General features: G+C 63.9%; 17 protein-coding genes, 1 tRNA gene and 3 pseudogenes. 18 read left to right on the top strand and 3 right to left on the bottom strand.

The window, feature by feature from the left end:
* Position 1: 1 nt before the first annotated feature.
* From KZO24_RS14665 to KZO24_RS14655, 3 genes are read left to right on the top strand one after another with little or no spacing between them, the layout of a single operon-like run.
* Positions 2-703: a hypothetical protein gene (locus tag KZO24_RS14665; protein ID WP_486486514.1), complete on the top strand. Its 702-nt coding sequence runs from the start codon at positions 2-4 to the stop codon at positions 701-703.
* Positions 696-965, top strand: a complete 270-nt coding sequence (locus KZO24_RS14660; RefSeq protein WP_486486513.1) for a hypothetical protein — start codon at positions 696-698, stop codon at positions 963-965. Before KZO24_RS14665 ends, KZO24_RS14660 begins: the two co-directional genes overlap by 8 nt.
* The gene (locus KZO24_RS14655; protein WP_486486512.1) at positions 958-1,698 is read left to right on the top strand and encodes a hypothetical protein; all 741 of its coding nucleotides are present in this window, start codon (positions 958-960) and stop codon (positions 1,696-1,698) included. Before KZO24_RS14660 ends, KZO24_RS14655 begins: the two co-directional genes overlap by 8 nt.
* A gap of 249 nt (positions 1,699-1,947) precedes the next feature.
* Here KZO24_RS14655 and KZO24_RS14650 read toward each other — a convergent pair whose 3' ends face one another.
* Positions 1,948-2,349 (bottom strand): hypothetical protein, encoded by a 402-nt coding sequence (locus tag KZO24_RS14650; protein WP_486486511.1) that lies wholly within the window; start codon positions 2,347-2,349, stop codon positions 1,948-1,950.
* Between the two features lie 463 nt (positions 2,350-2,812).
* Between KZO24_RS14650 and KZO24_RS14645 the strand changes: the two genes are divergently transcribed.
* The 12 genes from KZO24_RS14645 to KZO24_RS14590 all read left to right on the top strand — a co-directional run bounded on the left by KZO24_RS14645 (position 2,813) and on the right by KZO24_RS14590 (position 10,645).
* Positions 2,813-3,025, top strand: a complete 213-nt coding sequence (locus tag KZO24_RS14645; protein ID WP_486486510.1) for a helix-turn-helix domain-containing protein — start codon at positions 2,813-2,815, stop codon at positions 3,023-3,025.
* A 201-nt stretch (positions 3,026-3,226) separates the two neighbouring features.
* Complete coding sequence (locus tag KZO24_RS14640) at positions 3,227-3,502, top strand: hypothetical protein (protein WP_486486509.1); 276 nt, start codon at positions 3,227-3,229, stop codon at positions 3,500-3,502.
* Positions 3,495-3,803: a hypothetical protein gene (locus KZO24_RS14635; protein WP_486486508.1), complete on the top strand. Its 309-nt coding sequence runs from the start codon at positions 3,495-3,497 to the stop codon at positions 3,801-3,803. Before KZO24_RS14640 ends, KZO24_RS14635 begins: the two co-directional genes overlap by 8 nt.
* Positions 3,800-4,147, top strand: a complete 348-nt coding sequence (locus KZO24_RS14630; RefSeq protein WP_486486507.1) for a single-stranded DNA-binding protein — start codon at positions 3,800-3,802, stop codon at positions 4,145-4,147. The genes KZO24_RS14635 and KZO24_RS14630 overlap by 4 nt, the downstream gene beginning before the upstream one ends.
* Positions 4,144-4,386, top strand: a complete 243-nt coding sequence (locus KZO24_RS14625; protein ID WP_486486506.1) for a hypothetical protein — start codon at positions 4,144-4,146, stop codon at positions 4,384-4,386. Before KZO24_RS14630 ends, KZO24_RS14625 begins: the two co-directional genes overlap by 4 nt.
* A gap of 98 nt (positions 4,387-4,484) precedes the next feature.
* On the top strand, positions 4,485-5,210 hold the full coding sequence (locus KZO24_RS14620) for a toprim domain-containing protein (RefSeq protein WP_486486505.1): 726 nt from the start codon (positions 4,485-4,487) through the stop codon (positions 5,208-5,210).
* Between the two features lie 110 nt (positions 5,211-5,320).
* Entirely contained in the window at positions 5,321-6,772 is a 1,452-nt protein-coding gene (locus KZO24_RS14615) for a DUF3987 domain-containing protein (RefSeq protein ID WP_486486504.1), read from the top strand.
* Entirely contained in the window at positions 6,769-7,254 is a 486-nt protein-coding gene (locus tag KZO24_RS14610) for a hypothetical protein (protein ID WP_486486503.1), read from the top strand. Before KZO24_RS14615 ends, KZO24_RS14610 begins: the two co-directional genes overlap by 4 nt.
* Positions 7,247-7,507, top strand: a complete 261-nt coding sequence (locus KZO24_RS14605) for a hypothetical protein (RefSeq protein WP_486486502.1) — start codon at positions 7,247-7,249, stop codon at positions 7,505-7,507. Before KZO24_RS14610 ends, KZO24_RS14605 begins: the two co-directional genes overlap by 8 nt.
* A gap of 329 nt (positions 7,508-7,836) precedes the next feature.
* On the top strand, positions 7,837-8,136 hold the full coding sequence (locus tag KZO24_RS14600; RefSeq protein WP_486486501.1) for an HGGxSTG domain-containing protein: 300 nt from the start codon (positions 7,837-7,839) through the stop codon (positions 8,134-8,136).
* Positions 8,137-8,256: 120 nt separating this feature from the next.
* Positions 8,257-8,628: a DUF2513 domain-containing protein gene (locus KZO24_RS14595; protein WP_486486500.1), complete on the top strand. Its 372-nt coding sequence runs from the start codon at positions 8,257-8,259 to the stop codon at positions 8,626-8,628.
* A 952-nt stretch (positions 8,629-9,580) separates the two neighbouring features.
* Complete coding sequence (locus KZO24_RS14590; RefSeq protein WP_486486499.1) at positions 9,581-10,645, top strand: type I restriction endonuclease; 1,065 nt, start codon at positions 9,581-9,583, stop codon at positions 10,643-10,645.
* A 1,789-nt stretch (positions 10,646-12,434) separates the two neighbouring features.
* Here KZO24_RS14590 and KZO24_RS14585 read toward each other — a convergent pair.
* Positions 12,435-12,508: transfer RNA gene (locus tag KZO24_RS14585), tRNA-Gln, on the bottom strand.
* Between the two features lie 154 nt (positions 12,509-12,662).
* Between KZO24_RS14585 and KZO24_RS14580 the strand changes: the two are divergent.
* Positions 12,663-14,032 (top strand): annotated as a pseudogene (locus KZO24_RS14580) (Ppx/GppA phosphatase family protein).
* On the top strand, positions 14,029-14,709 hold the full coding sequence (locus tag KZO24_RS14575) for an RlmE family RNA methyltransferase (RefSeq protein ID WP_008833541.1): 681 nt from the start codon (positions 14,029-14,031) through the stop codon (positions 14,707-14,709). Before KZO24_RS14580 ends, KZO24_RS14575 begins: the two are co-directional and overlap by 4 nt.
* A 660-nt stretch (positions 14,710-15,369) precedes the next feature.
* On the opposite strand, the pseudogene KZO24_RS14570 reads toward KZO24_RS14575, so the two are convergent.
* Positions 15,370-15,980 (bottom strand): annotated as a pseudogene (locus KZO24_RS14570) (c-type cytochrome).
* A gap of 135 nt (positions 15,981-16,115) precedes the next feature.
* Between KZO24_RS14570 and KZO24_RS14565 the strand changes: the two are divergent.
* Positions 16,116-17,016: pseudogene (locus KZO24_RS14565) on the top strand (prephenate dehydratase).
* The last annotated feature ends 67 nt before the right edge of the window (positions 17,017-17,083 follow it).

Below are 17,083 nucleotides of genomic sequence, written 5' to 3'. Positions count from 1 at the left end.
TATGGACCGCACCCGCATGAGCCGCCGCGCTATCCTCGCGGCCACCCCCATCCTTGCCCTGCCAGCCCTGCCTGCCTTGGGCGCGTCTAACCCTGACGCGGCGCTGTTCGCTGCTTGGGAACGTCGCTGCGGCGCGTATCGAGTGCTGGAGGTCGTGGCAGGCACGAATGTCTATCCTGAGCCTATGGACCCTCGCGAGGCGGCAGCATGGGATATTGTTGATGAAGCGGAGAAGGTTATCCACCACGCGACCGCCCGCACCGTTGACGGCGTAGCGATCCAGATATGGACCGCGCTGCACCATGAGATGAACGACGGCTTCCATGACGCGAAGATCGCCGGTCGTGACGTTGCCGCACTGCGCGCCGACAAGGGGCTGGACTGGACGCCCAAGCTCATGGTGGCCGCACTAGCCTCCTCTCGACGATGGGGGCGCGTCATGACTGAGGTCGCAAAGGACATCGTCGAGGCCCGCCAGCTGATCCTTGAGCTACAGGCACGCCTCACGCGCGTAGTGGAAATGTCCCGCCTCATCCAAGTTGAGGCTGAGCACCTTTCCCCTGACAGCGAGCCAACGCGCTTTCGGGTCTGCGCGGAAATTGCCCAGGAGGCGGCCGAGATGGCCAGCGAGGAGGTGGAGCGGGTTGACCTCGCTTTCCGCACCATCGGCGCCAGCATCAGCGGGGAGGTGGTCCATGCTTGATCTCTCCCGCCTGCGCCGCGCCCTCAAGGCGATCGAGCCTTGGTATGATCCGCGCCCCCGCGAAATATCGCGGCTGGACGCCCATTGCCGCCACTTCACCGACGAGAGCGTGGGCGAGGTTCGCCGTCTGGAGGTCCAATGGCTGGGCGTCCACTTCGCGGTCGAGCTTGGCCGCACCCCGCCGCGCGTATCTCCTGAGGAATCGGCGGAGCGTCGCGCGCGCTATGCAGCTCTCACCCATGGAGGGCGGGCCGATGCTTGAGATCAAGATCCAGACCGGCCGCCGTCGCTATGTGGCTCCAGCCGACCTAGTTCACGTCCTCGGGGCCGAGCGCGCCCTTACCGAGCTTGGTGACATGGTTGAGGCCCTGATTGCCCAGATCGATATGCTGGCGGGCGACGCCGACATGGAGGAAACCGCTGCAGAGGATAGCTTCGCACCACCTGCCTACGCGGTGCGCTTCGCAGATGGACCGGGGTGCGCCGTGTCCGACAGCGGGGAATACGCTGGCGACGAAACCGACGTCTCATGGAGCGAATGGAGCGGGCGGCCTAAGCGGAGTGCTAAGGCGTACCTCCATGAGCCGATCGGATGCCATCCGTCCGGGCGCGCTGCAGATGAGGACGAGGAGGAGGACGACCCGAGCGGGCAGTGCGACGAGGACGGCATGAACACGTCGCATGGGGCCCCTTACTCGCGCGCGGCTGGGTGCCCGATCAGCGATCCCGACCAAGAGGGGAAATACTGCGACGGCCAGACGCTGGCGGTCCTGTCATGGGGCATGGACCAGAGCGAGCCGCTCCCGTTCGATCCTACAGCTGATCGGCGCATCATGCGGGACCACCGAGACTACATTCGCACCAAGTCGTACCATGCCATCCCGGCTCACTGGCGTGGCGATCCACCTACATATGCCACGGCACCAGCCGCCAACGTGGGCGACCTTGTGCCGGTGTCGCGGCTTAACCTGCAGGTGATCCGTGGAGGGCTGTAAGGTGTCGCTCCGCGTACAGCCGAGCCATCGCAGGCAGGCATTTCGCGCCCGCTATCAGTGGGGCACTGGCGCCCTCTCACGGAACCAGCGCCTCCTTCACGCCCTGATCGAACGGGCGAGAACAAATCGTGACAGCCGCGTAGCTTTCGGGGCATGATCGATGTGGCGGGATAGGAGGCATCCGACAAGCGCGACACTCCGACGCGTTTCCCGCCGCCAATTTTCGGGGCCGCCACGGAGGGCGGAATGTCAGAAGATAGATGGATGACGCCTGCTGATGCAGTGCGTTTCGTAGCTCGCTATCCGGAAGCCGGAAACGAGATGGATGCCCGACACGCCCTTTTCAAATGGGTCGAACAGACAAAGGTGCGAGTGCGGGCACTTGAGGTGGAGCGTTGGGTTGACGAGCCGCTGCCACCCGAACCCGAACTGACCGAACACGAAAAGGAACTCGATCAGCTGGGCCCTGATGTGTTCCCCAATTGGCGCGAACGCTATCGAGGCCTTCGGCAGTCCTGGGAACTGCCGATGGTCTTGGAGACGACAGAAGACCACGACCTCACTCCTGAGGATTGGATTGCAGCGTTGGCCGCCAGCAGGGTTCAGCAGGTGGATTGGGAAGCGATTTTCTCCCGAAGCGAGCTTGTTCACCTAATTCTGGGATCCCACAATCCAAACTGCCGGGTAACCTACTCGGGTCTTCGCTTGGACAGCGCGGACATAGTAAAGCGTATTGAGCTGGCGGGGTGGAAGTTGCCGGCCACTCAGTCTTCCGGGGCCGCTGCGGACGAGAGATCGATACCCGCCAACCGGCACCTTGACCATGACGACCTGCGGCGCCGCGCGGCTGAGATGCGGGCCAACCAACCGAGCCTTTCCGTGGGGTCAGCGGCTGCGTCGCTTGTGGCAGATCTGCCCAACAGCCCACGAACCGGGAAACCGTTCGACGCCCGAGGTATCGAAAAGATCATTAGGCCGGTGTGGGGGAGAGTGAGGAGTCCCCCTTCACCTCCCGGACGTCCATATTCCCCCCGTCCACCGCCGTCCAAATACGGCTTACTTGGTGTCCCCACAAACCGGAGTGGCATCGTGCCCCCGGATAGTGGGAACACACATGACGCCTAATTCACCCGCTGCCGACGAACCGAGGCAGGCCACTGGCAAGATTGGCTACAGCATCCGCGAAGCATGTGAGGCGTCGAGCCTTAGCCGATCCACCATCTACAATCACATCGCCGCTGGCCGCCTGCAGAAGCGCCGTGTCGGTGGGCGCACCATCATTCCCGCGGCATCGCTGCGTGGCCTGATCGAGGGGTTGGTGGCATGAGAGCACGAAAAAGCCCCGCACTAGGCGAGGCTCCGATCGTTCCCGGGAAGGTTGATCGGCACCTCAATATCACCCCTCTTGCTACCGGTCCACACCGCTTGTCGGCCAGGCCGCCGTATGCCGAGGCTGCTGAGGCCACCAAGGCCGAGGCGGAACATCGCAGAATGCCCGTCCCTGCCACCGCGTTGATGGGAGAGCAGCATGTCTGACATGGTGACCCCCGAGGCGGCCGAGATGCTGTCGATCATGGCGACCGAAATTCGCCTCCCCGACGATTGGGACGTGTCCGGCTTCTGGCTCGAACACGCTCAGCAGCTTGCGCAGTTCATGGCGGACCAGCGCGGCAAGATCGGCCTTACCGATGCGGCGATGCTGGCTGGTATCGGCGGGATGATGATCGAGATGGCGGCGCGAGAGCGTGAGGCATCTGCCGAGGCCGGGGCGTTCCTGCGTGGTGAAGGAGGCGCACATGGCTAAGGGCCGTCAGCGCACCAGTCGAGCGGCCTATTCGGCCATCTCGCCCATGACCGGGCGCCTTCGCGTTATCGCCTATCAGTTGATCCATGCGGCTGGCCCTCGGGGCATGACCGCGCTGGAGGTGGTGGACGCTTCACAAGAAGATCGCTGGAGTATCCAGCCGCGCATCAGCGAACTGGTGGGTGACAAGGCCGTGGTCGATTCTGGCCGGACCCGAACGAACCCCAGCGGGCGGGAGGCCATTGTCTGGATCGTGCCGCCTGCCGGTGCCGATGCCGAACGGCAAGGCGGTGCCCGATGAGCGCGCAAATCGCCGCATATGGGCGGCTTGGTGCCGATCCGGTCGAACGCCAGTCTCAGGCTGGCAAGACTTGGGCAACCGCCTCTATCGCACTGTCGCTGTCTGACGAGGAAGGCGCGCCGGCTCAGTGGTTCTCGCTGGTGGCATTCGGCAAGGTGGCCGAGACGCTGGCCCGCCACAAGAAAGGCGACCTCATCTCAGCATCGGGGCGGCTCAAGCTCAACCGCTGGACCGATCGCGACGGCGGGGAGCATGAACAATTGCAGATCGTCGCGGACGCGGTGGTTTCGGCGCGCTCAGTTCGCCCCGGTGGCCGTCGCAGGAGCGGGGAGGCGTCGGAATGATCGGCGCCATCCGCACCGAAAAGGGCCAGCGCTACGAGGTGGTCGACACGTTCGGGCGCCCGCGCCGTGACGGCACAGTGGCGACCATCCTGGTGTGGCAGTCATCTTGCGCGCAGTGCAGAGAGGCGTTCCAGTTCACCACGCCTGCGTCGTCGTCGAAGTTCCAGCCCAACCGTAGATGCGCCAAGCACAAGAGGCCGGGACACAGGGTGCGCGTATCAGAGATTGCGCCATGCTGAGCCTACAAGCCATCGCCAAGGCGCTGGGCGGGCAGGTTTCGGGTCGTGAGGTTCTGGCACCGACACCCGGGCACTCCCGGCATGATCGAGGCACTGCCGTGCGGCTGGAACCCGGAGCACCGGATGGCATTCTGGTGGTCTGCTTCAACGGCACCGACACGGATCCCTTGATGGTCAAGGACGTCCTGCGCTCTGCTGGAGTGCTCCCCGCTTTCGACGGCACTCGGCGCGAGCTGACCGACGCTGAGCGCCGCGAAATTCGTCGCGCCGAGATCGAGAGGGAGCGGGAAAAGGCGCAGCAGCATGCCCATGGCGCCGAAAAGGCCCGCCGTTGCCTAGGTACGGCGCAGCCAGCCGATCCTGGGCACCCGTATCTTCAACGCAAGCGGATCGCGCCTGAAAGGCTCTGGCAGGGGCGTGACGACTTTGGTGGTGACGGCGCTCTGTTGGTGCCCATGAAGGACTTCGAGGGCACCGTCTGGAACGTTCAGAGCATTCTGCCCGGAAGGGCGAAAGAGAAGCTCTATTGTCGAGGCGGTCGCACTAAAGGCCTGTTCTGGCATGCGGGCAAAGCAACGGATCGGCTGGTGATCGGCGAGGGAGTGGCCACCGTCGCTGCGATTCGCCGCGCCACCGGCTTGCCTGTCATCGCGGCCATGACCGCCAGCAACCTCACCACGATCGCTTGCGCGGTTCACCAGCGCCGTCCCGATCTGTCCCTCATAATTGCCGCCGATGACGATCCGGCAGGCATCGACGCCGCACGCCAGGCTGCATTCCAGACCGGCGCGCAGTTCGTCCTCCCCGGAGCACCTACAGAATGACCGCTGAACACGCCTATTCGGGCCGCGACTTCGCCGACTTGCAGGACGGGGACATCATCCGCGCCTTCGCTGATCCTCGCTCAGCGTCGTCGGGTTGGGGCGCACCGGACATGACCATTGCGAATGCCAGCCGCCGACAGGCTGCGGTCATGCCTACGGAGTTGTTCGGTCCCGCGCTGCCTCTGCTGCAGGCAATCGCCGCCGGTACTGCGACCCCGCTGGACTACCCCGCTGCCGGCTACCTCGCGACCTGTGCGAGCTTGATAGGCGGAAAGCGGCGGATCCGCCCCTATGATACCTCGAATTGGGCCGAGCCGCCGATCCTCTGGATTGGCATTGTCGGAGATCCATCCAGCCGCAAGTCGCCCTCGCTGGAGGCCGTGGTGGATCCTTTGCGCGCGCTTGAGCGTGATGGGGCCGAAGCGCACAAGGCTGATCTACGCGAATGGCGCGAGGCTGACGCCAAGGCCAAGGCAGTACGCGACGAATGGCAGCGTGGCATGGCGAAGGCGGCCAAGGAAGGGCGGGCAGACCTGCCCAGAATGCCGGACGGTGCGATGGAACCAGATGAACCGCACCGGCGGCGTACGCTGGTCATGGACGCCACCCCTGAGGCCGTGGGCGCTATTCTCGCCGGCAACCACCAAGGGACGCTTCACTACCGCGACGAGCTAGCGGGATGGCTCGAGTCTTTCGAACGCTACAGCCCGGGCGGAAGGGAGTTCTGGCTGGAGGCATATGGCGGCCGCTCATTCGTGATCGATCGCAAGGGCGCGAAGGCTCCCCTCACCGTCCCGTTCAATGGCGTTTCGGTCTTGGGCGGCATCCAGCCCGCGAAGCTGGCGGACTGCCTCCTGGGCTCGCCGGATGACGGTCTAGTGGCGCGCTTCCTCTGGGTATGGCCAGACAAGCTGCCTTTCACCCGTCCGTCGCGCTGTGCTGACATGATCTTGCTGGAGAACGCATATCGGCGGCTGGAAAGCCTGCAGTGGGGTCGGGATTCCGAAGGCCATCCGGTGCATATCACGCTCCCCCTGTCGCGCGCTGCGTCTGATCTTTTCGAGGCATGGCAAACCGATAATGCAGCGATCGACGATGAGGCGAGCGGGCTATTTAAATCGTTCACCGGCAAGATGGACGGCGCTCTGTTGCGGCTAGCCCTCACCTCCGAATTGGCGGCATGGGCTTTCAAAGGCGGCCCGGAGCCCAAGGAGGTGTCTCTATCGACCATCGAGGCAGCGGCGGAATGGATCGACGAGTATGCCAAGCCGATGGCCGAGCGGGTCTATGGTGACACGGCACTTCCGAAACCAGATCGCAACGCGGCGGTGCTGGCCCGGTACATCCTCAAGAATGGCCTGCAGCGGTTCAACAAGCGCGAATTGAAGCGCAGCCCCCACAAGTCGGCGCTTCCGACGATGCGAGATGCCAAGGCCATGGATGCGGCTCTGGAGGTGCTTGCTGATGCCGGGTGGATCCAGACGGCGGGCGACCAGAACGGCCCCGGAAGGCCCAGCGGGGACTTCATGGTGAACCCGGCGGTGCATGGTGCTGCGAAGTGAGCTGGCGTGATGTAGCCCGGCAGTTGAAAGCGCAGGAGGGCGCGCCGATGCTCGACGGGCCAATCGCGCAGCTGGCTGCGACGCACGCTCGCTTTCAAGCTTCAGAACCGGCACCGGCTCCGCGTCTCCAGTCTGTCATCACCCCGCGCGACTGGCCCCATGTGCTGGCCGACATGGACGCATGCCAGCCGATCGAGGGATATGACCCGGAGCGGTGGAAGCAGGTGCTGGAGGACGCCCGGTGGTTCGCTGGCAAACACGGCATGGCCGCCAGTGCCCTGGGGTGGACTGCCAGCGACCTATTTGGCTTCGACGGTCGCGACGGGTGGGGCGGCGTTGTTGATCGGCTGGAAGGCGCGCGCAGGATCATCCTGAGCGATACCGTGGCCCGTTGGAAGAACGACGATTGCGAAGGCTGGCTGTGGCGGGCCTCGCTGCCACAGCGCGCGCCGATCTGGGCCCGGGGTGCGCAACATGGGTGAAGTCGTTCCCCTGTTCGATCCTGAGACGTGGGTGCGCCGCTGGCACGGTATGGGCGGCCTGGTCGATTGGGACGGCATTCGCGCTCCCTTCGCGATCTGGCTCCCCGTCGAGCACCAGACTTATCGGGAGCGTCAGCTTCGACGCATGTTCTTGGACTTTGGCCCCCGTCATATGGCAGCTGCGCATGCCTGGGTGAAGGCGGGAGGCTTCCTGGAAGTGCGGTATGGCTTTCCGAGACGTGCCAGCTGTTGAGCGCGAACGAAATTCGTACGCGGTCGGCGCACGCTCCCGGCCCAACCGTACCGATAGCCGTGCAGTTGCCGCAGTGCTGAGCGCGTCCGTTTTTCGGCCGCCCTTACGCCGTTCCCAGCTTGATGGCGGCTTGATGGGGCTTGACCATGCTTGACGGGGCATTGACGGATCGCCGGTGCCGGATCGGCTGGAAACGCTGCGCAGGCCCGCAGGAAACGGGCGTTTAGAGATGGTGCTGGGGGGCGCACGGGATCGATGGGCGTCAAGCAAACCATCAAGCCAATGGCGCGGCACCGCACGGCGCTGTCCGACAGGATGGAGAGGGCAGTATGGATGACAAGCAGCGCCGGAAGCTCTGGCGGAAATGGGGTGACGACAACGAACGGCAGCATGTGGAATGGAAAGAGCGCGGATACCAGTACCCGCCGCCTCCAAGCATCCCTCTGCCAGCCGAGTGCGAAGGCATGCGGTGCGGTGCCAAGACCCGGGCAGGGACGCCTTGCAAACGCACGGACATTTACCGGAGCGGGCGGTGCAAGTTCCATGGGGGCATGAGCACCGGGCCGCGTACCCCTGAGGGCAAGGCCATCTCCGCGTTGAACGCGATCGGACCGAGCACTGACGGCTAAAGTAGGCGAAAGTAGCCGTAAGCCCACCGACTCTGGCCGAATTTTCGGCTGATGACTGGGCTTTCCCTAGGGGCTTCGCTGACTATGATCGCCGGATGCCGCGGTGATGGAGGAAGTGTGATGAAGCGTGACATGGATCTTTACCGCAGACTGCTCTTGGCTATCGAAGAGTCCGTTACGCCCGCTCTTCGCAAGGTGCCCACCTTTGACGGATATGACGAGCAGACAGTGATCGAGCATGTTCGCTTGGGGATCGAAGCTGGACACCTCACTGCGGTCGATGCGAGCACCATGAGCGGTCGCAATTACATCATGCTCAGTATGACCTGGGGCGGCCATGAGTTCCTGAAGAACGTTCGTGATCCTGAAATTTGGGAAAGCACCAAGGCTGGTGCTGCGAAGGTCGGCACATTCTCTCTGAGCCTTCTTGGGGAATTGGCTATCGGCTATGCGAAGGCAAAGGCACAGGCTCTTGGCCTCCCGATGATGTGAACCCTGGTCATATCGCCAGGGTCGGCGGCTAGCCAACCTCCCCAAATTAGGGGGCGTCCGATCGGTCCAAAGCTTGTCGCATTGGGAGACGGGCTTTGATGTGTCGCGCGGTGCTATCAAACAACCAAGCGTCCGAATTTCGTCCGGCTGGGCACTCACGCGCACGACTGCCACCCATTGCTGTGAACATTGAGCCAATCGTTCGGATAGCCGTACAGCTGGCCTCGATCGGTATCCCCTCTGTCAACCACGCGGGGGGCATCTAGAGCGAACCCCATGAGAGGTTGGCAAAAGTTGACATGCCGCACGGATACGGCGGTTGACGACACCCATTGCTCTCAAGCCCCCGCAGGGGCCTGTTCCAGCCGCTCAGGGGAGTTTCGAGAGCAGTACCCGCGCGCACGCGCACGCGCAGGGGGAGCGCATTCACCGATTTTTCTGTGGTCACTACGCGAGGCAAAAGGGCGACTTTCGCGACCAGTACGCGCGCGAGAGGGGCGAGCCTGGGCAATTCGCGAGTTTCCGCACACTATAAAGGGGGCCGAGGTTGTGTCCCTACTGGCGGCGCAACCTGCAGCGCCACCGATGACGCGAATTTCCGGACAGTAAAAGGCAGGCGGGCAGATGAGCGGGGCCACCGCCATGGCTGCGACGAATTTCGTCGGATCTGTCCCCCAAGCCGAACACCCCTTATTCGGCGTTCACCGATTTAATCGGGGTCACTACGCGCGGGGACGATCTGGGCGGCCACCGATTTTCTGGAGGTCAGAACGCGAGGGAGGGCGGTGCCGGACGTCGGTGCGCACCCAGCCGATCTCAGCCACGAAGTAAATGCCCTGTGCCGACTTAGCGATAATCTGCTGGATTCATCCTTTTGAAAAGTGTTTGAAGTCAACGTGTCAGCCAAATGACGCGCGGATTCGCGCTTATTCAATACTGACAAGGGGGCATAATGGAACTTGCGACACGCCTGACGGAACTGGTTTCTCGTACTCAGAAGCACCGGGAAGTATTATTGACTGAGCAGGCGGCAAAGACCGCGCTTGTCATGCCCTTCATCCAGATGCTCGGCTATGACGTCTTCAACCCGCTGGAGGTCATCCCGGAATATACCGCCGATGTGGGCACCAAGAAGGGCGAGAAGGTCGACTACGCCATCTCGATCGACGGGACGCTGTCCATCCTCATGGAGTGTAAGCCCTCCACCTCGGATCTGACAATCAACCACGCATCCCAGCTTTTCCGTTATTTCAGCGTCACCGATGCGCGGCTGGCTGTCCTGACGAACGGCGTGGTCTACAATTTCTATTCCGACATCGACCAGCCGAACAAGATGGATGCGAACCCCTTCTTCACGCTGAACCTTGACGCTGTTCGCAAGGCGGATGTGCGGACGCTTGAGCACTTCACCAAGGGCGCTTTCGACATTGAGACGATCGTCCGCGAAGCCGGCAACCTGAAACTGGAATCGCTGGTCCGCAAGGAACTCGAGCGCGAAATGTCGGAGCCCTCCGAAGACTTCGCCCGCATCATCGCCGGCCGCGTTCAGCCCGGCAAGGTGACTGCGCAGGTCAAGGATCAGTTCCAGCGGCTGATCGGGGCATCTTTTGGGGCTATCGTGCGTGACCATGTGAATGACAGGCTCACCAATGCCCTAAATGCATCTGCATTGCCGGAGGATAACGAGCCGACGCCAGCGGGCGAGCCGGAAGAGGTCATTACCACCGAGGAAGAGGTGTCAGGCTTCCGCATCGTCCAGGCCATCGTCGCGCAGGCGGTCGACCCCAAGCGCGTCATCATGCGCGATGCAAAGTCGTACTGCGCCATTCTGCTGGACGACAACAACCGCAAGTCGATCGCTCGGATGCACTTCAACGGCCTGACGAGCAAATACCTCGGGACTTTCGTGGAGAAGGCGGAAACCAAGACCCTGATCTCCGATCTCACAGACATCTATAAGCTTGCGCCCCAGTTGCTCGCGCGGATCGAGGAACTGGAGAACGGCAAGCAGGACTGAAGCAGAACCCAGACGAGCTAACGGACCAGGTCTGGTTCGTTGGCCCGCTGGGTGTTTCCGTTAAAGAAACACGAAGTAACGGCGCCGTGTTGTGCGGCGATGCCAGCGCCAGCCGGATACATCGCGCGCGCGCGCGAGGCTGCCCGCTTGCTCGAAATGGTTGGTCCGGCGCTTTCATTTGCATTCGTGGCGGCTGGACGGATGACGAATTTTGAGGGGGGCGCGGGAATAAACAAAGGGCGGATATTGCGCCCGGTCGAGTTTTTGGCAGCCGTACACGCGCGAGGCCAGCCGATTTAATTCTGGTCAGCACGCGAGGGCGCTGGGCCGTGTCACACATACGCGCGCAGCCCCAGCCTGTTGAGGAATGTTGAGGTGCGGCGGGGAATTTTCGGTAGCCGTAAAAAGGCCACTGCCGACGAAATTCGCCGTGCTCAATCGGCTGGCTGTCAGGCGCCTGGCCCCTGCCGCCGCCGTGCCTCTTGCTTGACCGACGCATGACGGATCGGAAAGGCGGTCCAACCCCCAATGGTGGACGGACACCACCAGCCGCCGATCGGTTCTTTCAGGCAATGCGGTGCGGCGCCGCGCTGCCTCCCAGATCGAGTTTTGTCCCTTTCGTCCCTTTTGTCCCGAGGGGCCTTTCTCTCTCGCGCCCCTGATTTTGCCCTCTGGAGGGGGTTCTGTCCTTATTGTCCCTTTTGTCCCCGACCCTCTATCTCTCTCCGCTATATCCACCTGCCATGAGGCCGAGGGCGTCCGATGGTGCTGGACACCCTTCCTTGGCCATGGGGGCGTCGGTAATCACGACACCCTTTCCCTTCCTTTTCAGGGAAAGTCCTATCCCCCAGATCTGGGGAATACCCCTTCGTACGTTTTTCGTTCGATAGGGTGGGTGAAACGCCCACCCGAAGGGCGGATGGAGGATGGTCCAGATTTGGATCATCCCCGGATCACGCAGATTTGCGTCATGGGCAGTGCCGGGGAATTGCGTAGGCAGTCGCTGCTATGTCCCGGCCCGCGACAAAGCACCCGAGGGCGATGGCTCAAGTGTGATCCATCCCGGCCAACCGTGTTCATATGACAACGGCTCAGGGACGTGCGCCACCGTGGCGCGGACCCCGGCCTGCATAGCGATACCGCTACACACCAACCGACGAGGGTTGTCGCCCGATCTGGCGGAAAGGTGTCGCTGGCATGGCTATGCCTCCTGAGTTTCAGGACACCCCCCGGCTGTCACCATATCGTGACGACTGACCTTCCCTCAGGTTGAGGAAAAGCACCTGGGATCATCGGCCGACTTTTCCGCTCATGATCCGCCGGACGCATTGTGCGCGAGGGCCTGACGCCCACCGTTGGGGGAAGTGAGACGGGAGTGCGTTTCGCGCTGCCCTCCAGTTGGAGCGATACCGCTACGACCGACCGAGGGGTATCACCACTGATGACACCCCAGCCGCCTCCAAGGGGTGTGTATTGAGCACGCACCCCTTGGACACCTGGTAGGTTTCCTCCAATGGAGTAGCCTCACGCAGCGATCGAGCGACGGTCTATGTTGACCATATACCCCCGGGGCTGGGCGAGGTGTCCGTGTGACACGAATCCCCTGCGGTCCATCCTCAATCTGAGGGGGAGCCAAGTACAGGGGCTTCGTCCGAATAGCGGACGAACGTCCACTACCGGCCCACCTTGTCGACGGCGATCCGGTTTCAAGTGTGGTATCTGGTGAGGGAACGCACCCCTGCGTGAGCAAGGAAAGTCAAGCAATATCAACGCTTTAGGGGTGTGTATTTGGATGCCCCGCGAGGATTCGAACCTCGATAGACGGAATCAGAATCCGTAGTCTTACCATTAGACGACGGGGCATCGGAGGCGCCCCACTAGCGGCGGTCGTGATTCGGGTCAAGCGCCTAGATGCAGCAAAAAAGCGCTGCCCTTGCCGGTTGGCGCGCGGGGCGTTAGCATCGGCGTCAGGTGCCCGCCCGATCGGCGGGAAGACATTAGAACGAGTATCGAATTTATGGCGGACCACGATCCGCCGGTTGCCAAAGTCGAAGTGTCGGGAACAGCCGAGGCGACGGGTCGTCCGTCGCGGCGGCGCAAGGGCAGACGGGGCAAGGCGAAGGCGGGAGCGAAGGCGCCTCCAAAAGCCTCTGCCAGCCCTCAGCCCTCCGGCACGAAAGCCAAGGGGAAGGCGCGCCCGTCGGGCAGCGCCGCCAAGTCCGAGGCAGGCAAGGCGCCGCGCGTAGAAGACACAGCTGCATCGCCCGCCAGGGCGCCTGCGCAACCGGGCAGTCCCGATCGGCAGATTGGCGCGGCGCGGGTGGGGACTGTCCCGTCGCTGCTGTCGGCGGGCGGGCGACAGGCTTATGCCGCGATCGACCTCGGCACCAACAACTGCCGCCTGCTCATCGCGCGGCCCTCGGGCGAGAACTTCACGGTGATCGACGCCTTCAGTCGCGTCGTCCGGCTGGGGAGGGCATCGCGCAGTCCGGGCGCCTGTCCGACGCGGCGATGGAGCGCACGCTTGCGGCGCTGCGGGTCTGCGCGGACAAGCTGGTGCGCCGTAACGTCTACCTTGCCCGCTCGGTCGCGACCGAGGCCTGCCGCCGCGCCACCAACGGGCCGGAATTCATTGAGCGCGTGCGGCAGGAAACCGGCATCCAGCTCGACATCATTTCCGCCCGGGAAGAGGCACGTCTGGCCGTGCTGGGCTGCCACGTCCTGCTGGAGGACGGCTTCGGCCCGGCGATGATCTTCGACATCGGCGGCGGCTCGACCGAACTGGTGCTGATCGAGAGCACCGGCACCGTCCCGCGCATCCTCGACTGGCAGAGCGTGCCGTGGGGCGTCGTCTCGCTCACCGAAAGCTGCGGGCCGGAAGGCACGACGCAGGCCGAACGCCTCGAACGGTATCGCCACATGCACAGCCTGGTGGCGGAGAGCTTCTCCGCCTTCTCCAAGCGCGTCGGTCCGGCGCGCGAGAGCGCCAGCCATGACGGACCGCTGCGCCTGCTCGGCACCAGCGGCACCGTCACCACCCTCGCCAGCCTGCATCTGGAACTGCCGCAATACGACCGGCGCATGGTCGATGGGCTGATCGTGCCCGCCGAATCGATGCGCGGGATCAGCACGCGCCTGTCCTCCATGGCGATCGAGGAGCGGCGCGAGCTCAACTGCATCGGGCGTGAGCGGGCGGACCTCGTGGTCGCCGGCTGCGCCATCCTCGAAGCCATCCTCGACCTCTGGCCCGCCGCGCGGCTCGGGGTTGCCGACCGCGGCATCCGCGAAGGCATCCTGCGCAGCCTCATCGCCTCGCACTCGCCGGGTCCGGCATCTGGAATTAGAAACATGACCGACACCATCCGTAACGCAGTCCACGCCCGATGAGCCGCTCCGGCCGCGATCCCGGCGAGCGGCTCAAGACCGCCAAGAAGCGCTCGACCAGTTCGGCGCGCTGGCTGACGCGCCAGCTGAACGATCCTTACGTGAAGAAGGCCAAGGCCGACGGCTATCGCAGCCGCGCTGCCTACAAGCTGCTGGAACTCGATGAGAAATTCGAGCTGTTCAAGGGCGTGGAGCGCGCCGTCGATCTCGGTATCGCACCGGGCGGGTGGAGCCAGGTGCTGCGCCTGAAGCGGCCCAAGGCGAAGATCGTCGGCATCGATCTCCTGCCCACCGACCCCATCGAGGGGGTCACCATCTTCGAGATGGATTTCATGGCGGACGCGGCCCCGGCGGCGCTCGACGCGGCGCTGGAGGGAGCGCCGGACCTCGTGTTGTCGGACATGGCGGCGAACACCGTGGGGCACAAGCAGACCGACCATCTGCGCACCATGGGCCTGGTTGAAACGGCGGCGGACTTCGCCATCCAGTACCTGGCACCCGGCGGGACGTTCCTGGCCAAGGTGCTGGCCGGGGGGACGGACACGCAGCTTCTCGCGCTGCTCAAGAAGCACTTTACCAGTGTCAAGCACGCCAAGCCGCCCGCCAGCCGCAAGGATTCGTCCGAGTGGTATGTCATTGCCAAGGGCTTCAAGGGGCGCGGCGAGGCGGTTGAGGATTGATATTTTTCGCCAAATAGGTTATATGGCCCGACATCCGATCCGGCGATGATCACGCCGGAGAGGTGTATCGGGTCGGCGTCGTGGGCCGGGATGCGGTTTCAAGCCGCAGCTGTGCAAACCACGCGCCCATCGAAGACCCGGACTGTCTCTGCGCTACCGGAAACGCCGTCCATACGATCCTGCGACACACGGCAGGGCATGGGAGGGCGATCCCGGATAGCCTTCGGCCGATAACGATGCGAGATCCTAACGATGGCCACATGGGACAAGTCCGATGGAATACAGGTCGAGCCGGGCTGCACCGTGAGTTACCCGGCCGCTCGCCAGAGCTTCACGGAAAACAAAACCCTGCGTCCCAGCTTGGACGCTCCCGACGCCGACCAGATGTTACCGGTCTTCGCGTTGACTTCCCCGGCGTAATGGCCCGCACTTGCCAGCGGGTACTTCCGCACATCCTCGTCATTGCGAGCCTAGCGAAGCAATCCAGGGCGGTTGATGCCGCCCTGGATTGCTTCGCTACGCTCGCAATGACGAACGGTGGATGCCAGTTCCTCCCCGGAACGGGGAAGAATGGGCCGAAGACGAAAACGGCCCGCTAGCGACTCGGCGGCGCTAGCGGACCGTTTTCAACCGGCGATCCCTCGAAGGGGCCGGATCGGCTTATTGCGCCGCCGCTTCGGAGGCTTCCGGTGCGGCTTCACCCGCCGCAGGCGCTGCCGCGGCGTCGGCTGCCGGAGCCACGTCTGCGGCAGGCAGCGGCAGGTTCGAGCCCTGCGAATTCAGATAGGCGATGACGTTGGCGCGGTCTTCCGGCTTGGACAGACCGGCGAAGGTCATCTTCGTGCCGGGCGCGAAGGCCTTGGGGCTCTTGAGCCAGTCGTTCAGGCTGTCGAAGCTCCAATTGCCGCCCTTGCTCTTGAGCGCATCGGAGAACGCGAAGCCGCCGACGCCCTGGCCGATCGCCTCGCCCACCACGCCGTGGAGGTTCGGGCCGATGCCGTTGGCGCCGCCTGCATTGATCGTGTGGCACGAGGTGCACTTGGCGAAAGTCGCCTCGCCCTTGGCCACGTCGGCGGCGGCGAGGAGCGTCGCGATCGGCGGATCGCCGCCGCCCGCGCCTTCCTCGGCCACGCCTTCGACGGCATAGCCCGCAGTCTCCGGCGCGTGATGCTTGTCAGCCTGAAAATACATCGAACTGGCGATCGTCAGTCCCAGGCCGACGATGCCCGAAAAAGAGTCCAACCGGCGATAGTATTGAAACGATCGTCCATTCAGCATGCCCCGCGGTGATTATTCACTCATCCTGTTGGCTTCGGGCATTAATGTCCGCCTTGATCCAGCGCAAGTGCCGATACGGAATTCGGCCATTGCGCTTGTTCGCCGCGCCGCCTAATCGCGCGCACGTCATGCATGCTTATCCCCAGCCCGCCATCGCCCTCGTCGCCGAGATGGAAGCCGCCGCCCAGGCACAGCCGGCGCGCGCCGTCGCGTTTCAGGGCGCGCCGGGCTGCAACGGCCACCGCGCCGCGCTCGAATACGATGCCGGTTGCCTGCCGCTGCCGTGCTTTTCGTTCGAGGATGCGCTGGACGCGGTGAAGGAGGGGCGGGCCGACCGCGCGATCATCCCGATCGAGAATTCGCAGCACGGCCGCGTCGCCGACATCCACTTCCTGCTGCCCGAAAGCGGCTTGTCGATCGTGGGCGAGCATTTCACCCCGATCAGCCACGCACTGATGGCGCTGCCCGGCGCGAAAGGCCCGTTTTCGGCGGCCTACAGCCACCCGCAGGCGCTCGGCCAGTCGCGCCATTACCTGCGTGAGCGGGGCATCGTGCCGATGGCCTATGCCGACACCGCGGGCGCTGCGGCACTGGTGCGCGAGCAGGGCGACCCCGACGCCTGCGCCATCGCACCCCGGCTGGCGGCCGAACTCTACGGGCTCGACATCGTCGAGGACCGGGTGGAGGACGCCTCGGACAACACCACCCGCTTCGTGGTGCTGGCGCGCGAGCCGCTCGACCCGTTCGACCTCAAGGGCACGCAGGCGATGACGACCTTCATCTTCGAGGTGAAGAACATCGCGGCGGCGCTCTACAAGGCGCTGGGCGGTTTCGCGACCAACGGCGTCAACATGACCAAGCTGGAGAGCTACCAGATCGGCGCCAGCTTCGCGGCGACGACCTTCTACGCCGATATCGAAGGCGCCCCCGGCGAGGCGCGCATCGATCTCGGCGCTGCAGGAGCTGGCGTTCCACTGCAAGTACGTGCGACCGCTGGGGACGTACGAGCAGGCGCGCAAGCGGGGCTGACCCCTCCACCACCCGCTACGCGTGCGGTCCCCCTCCCCATTCCTGCGGAACGGGGAGGATTTGCCTG

Source organism: Novosphingobium sp. NFX11, from assembly GCF_057376415.1.
Note: the sequence above shows the minus strand (reverse complement) of the source record. Positions and strands in the feature narration are given on the sequence as shown.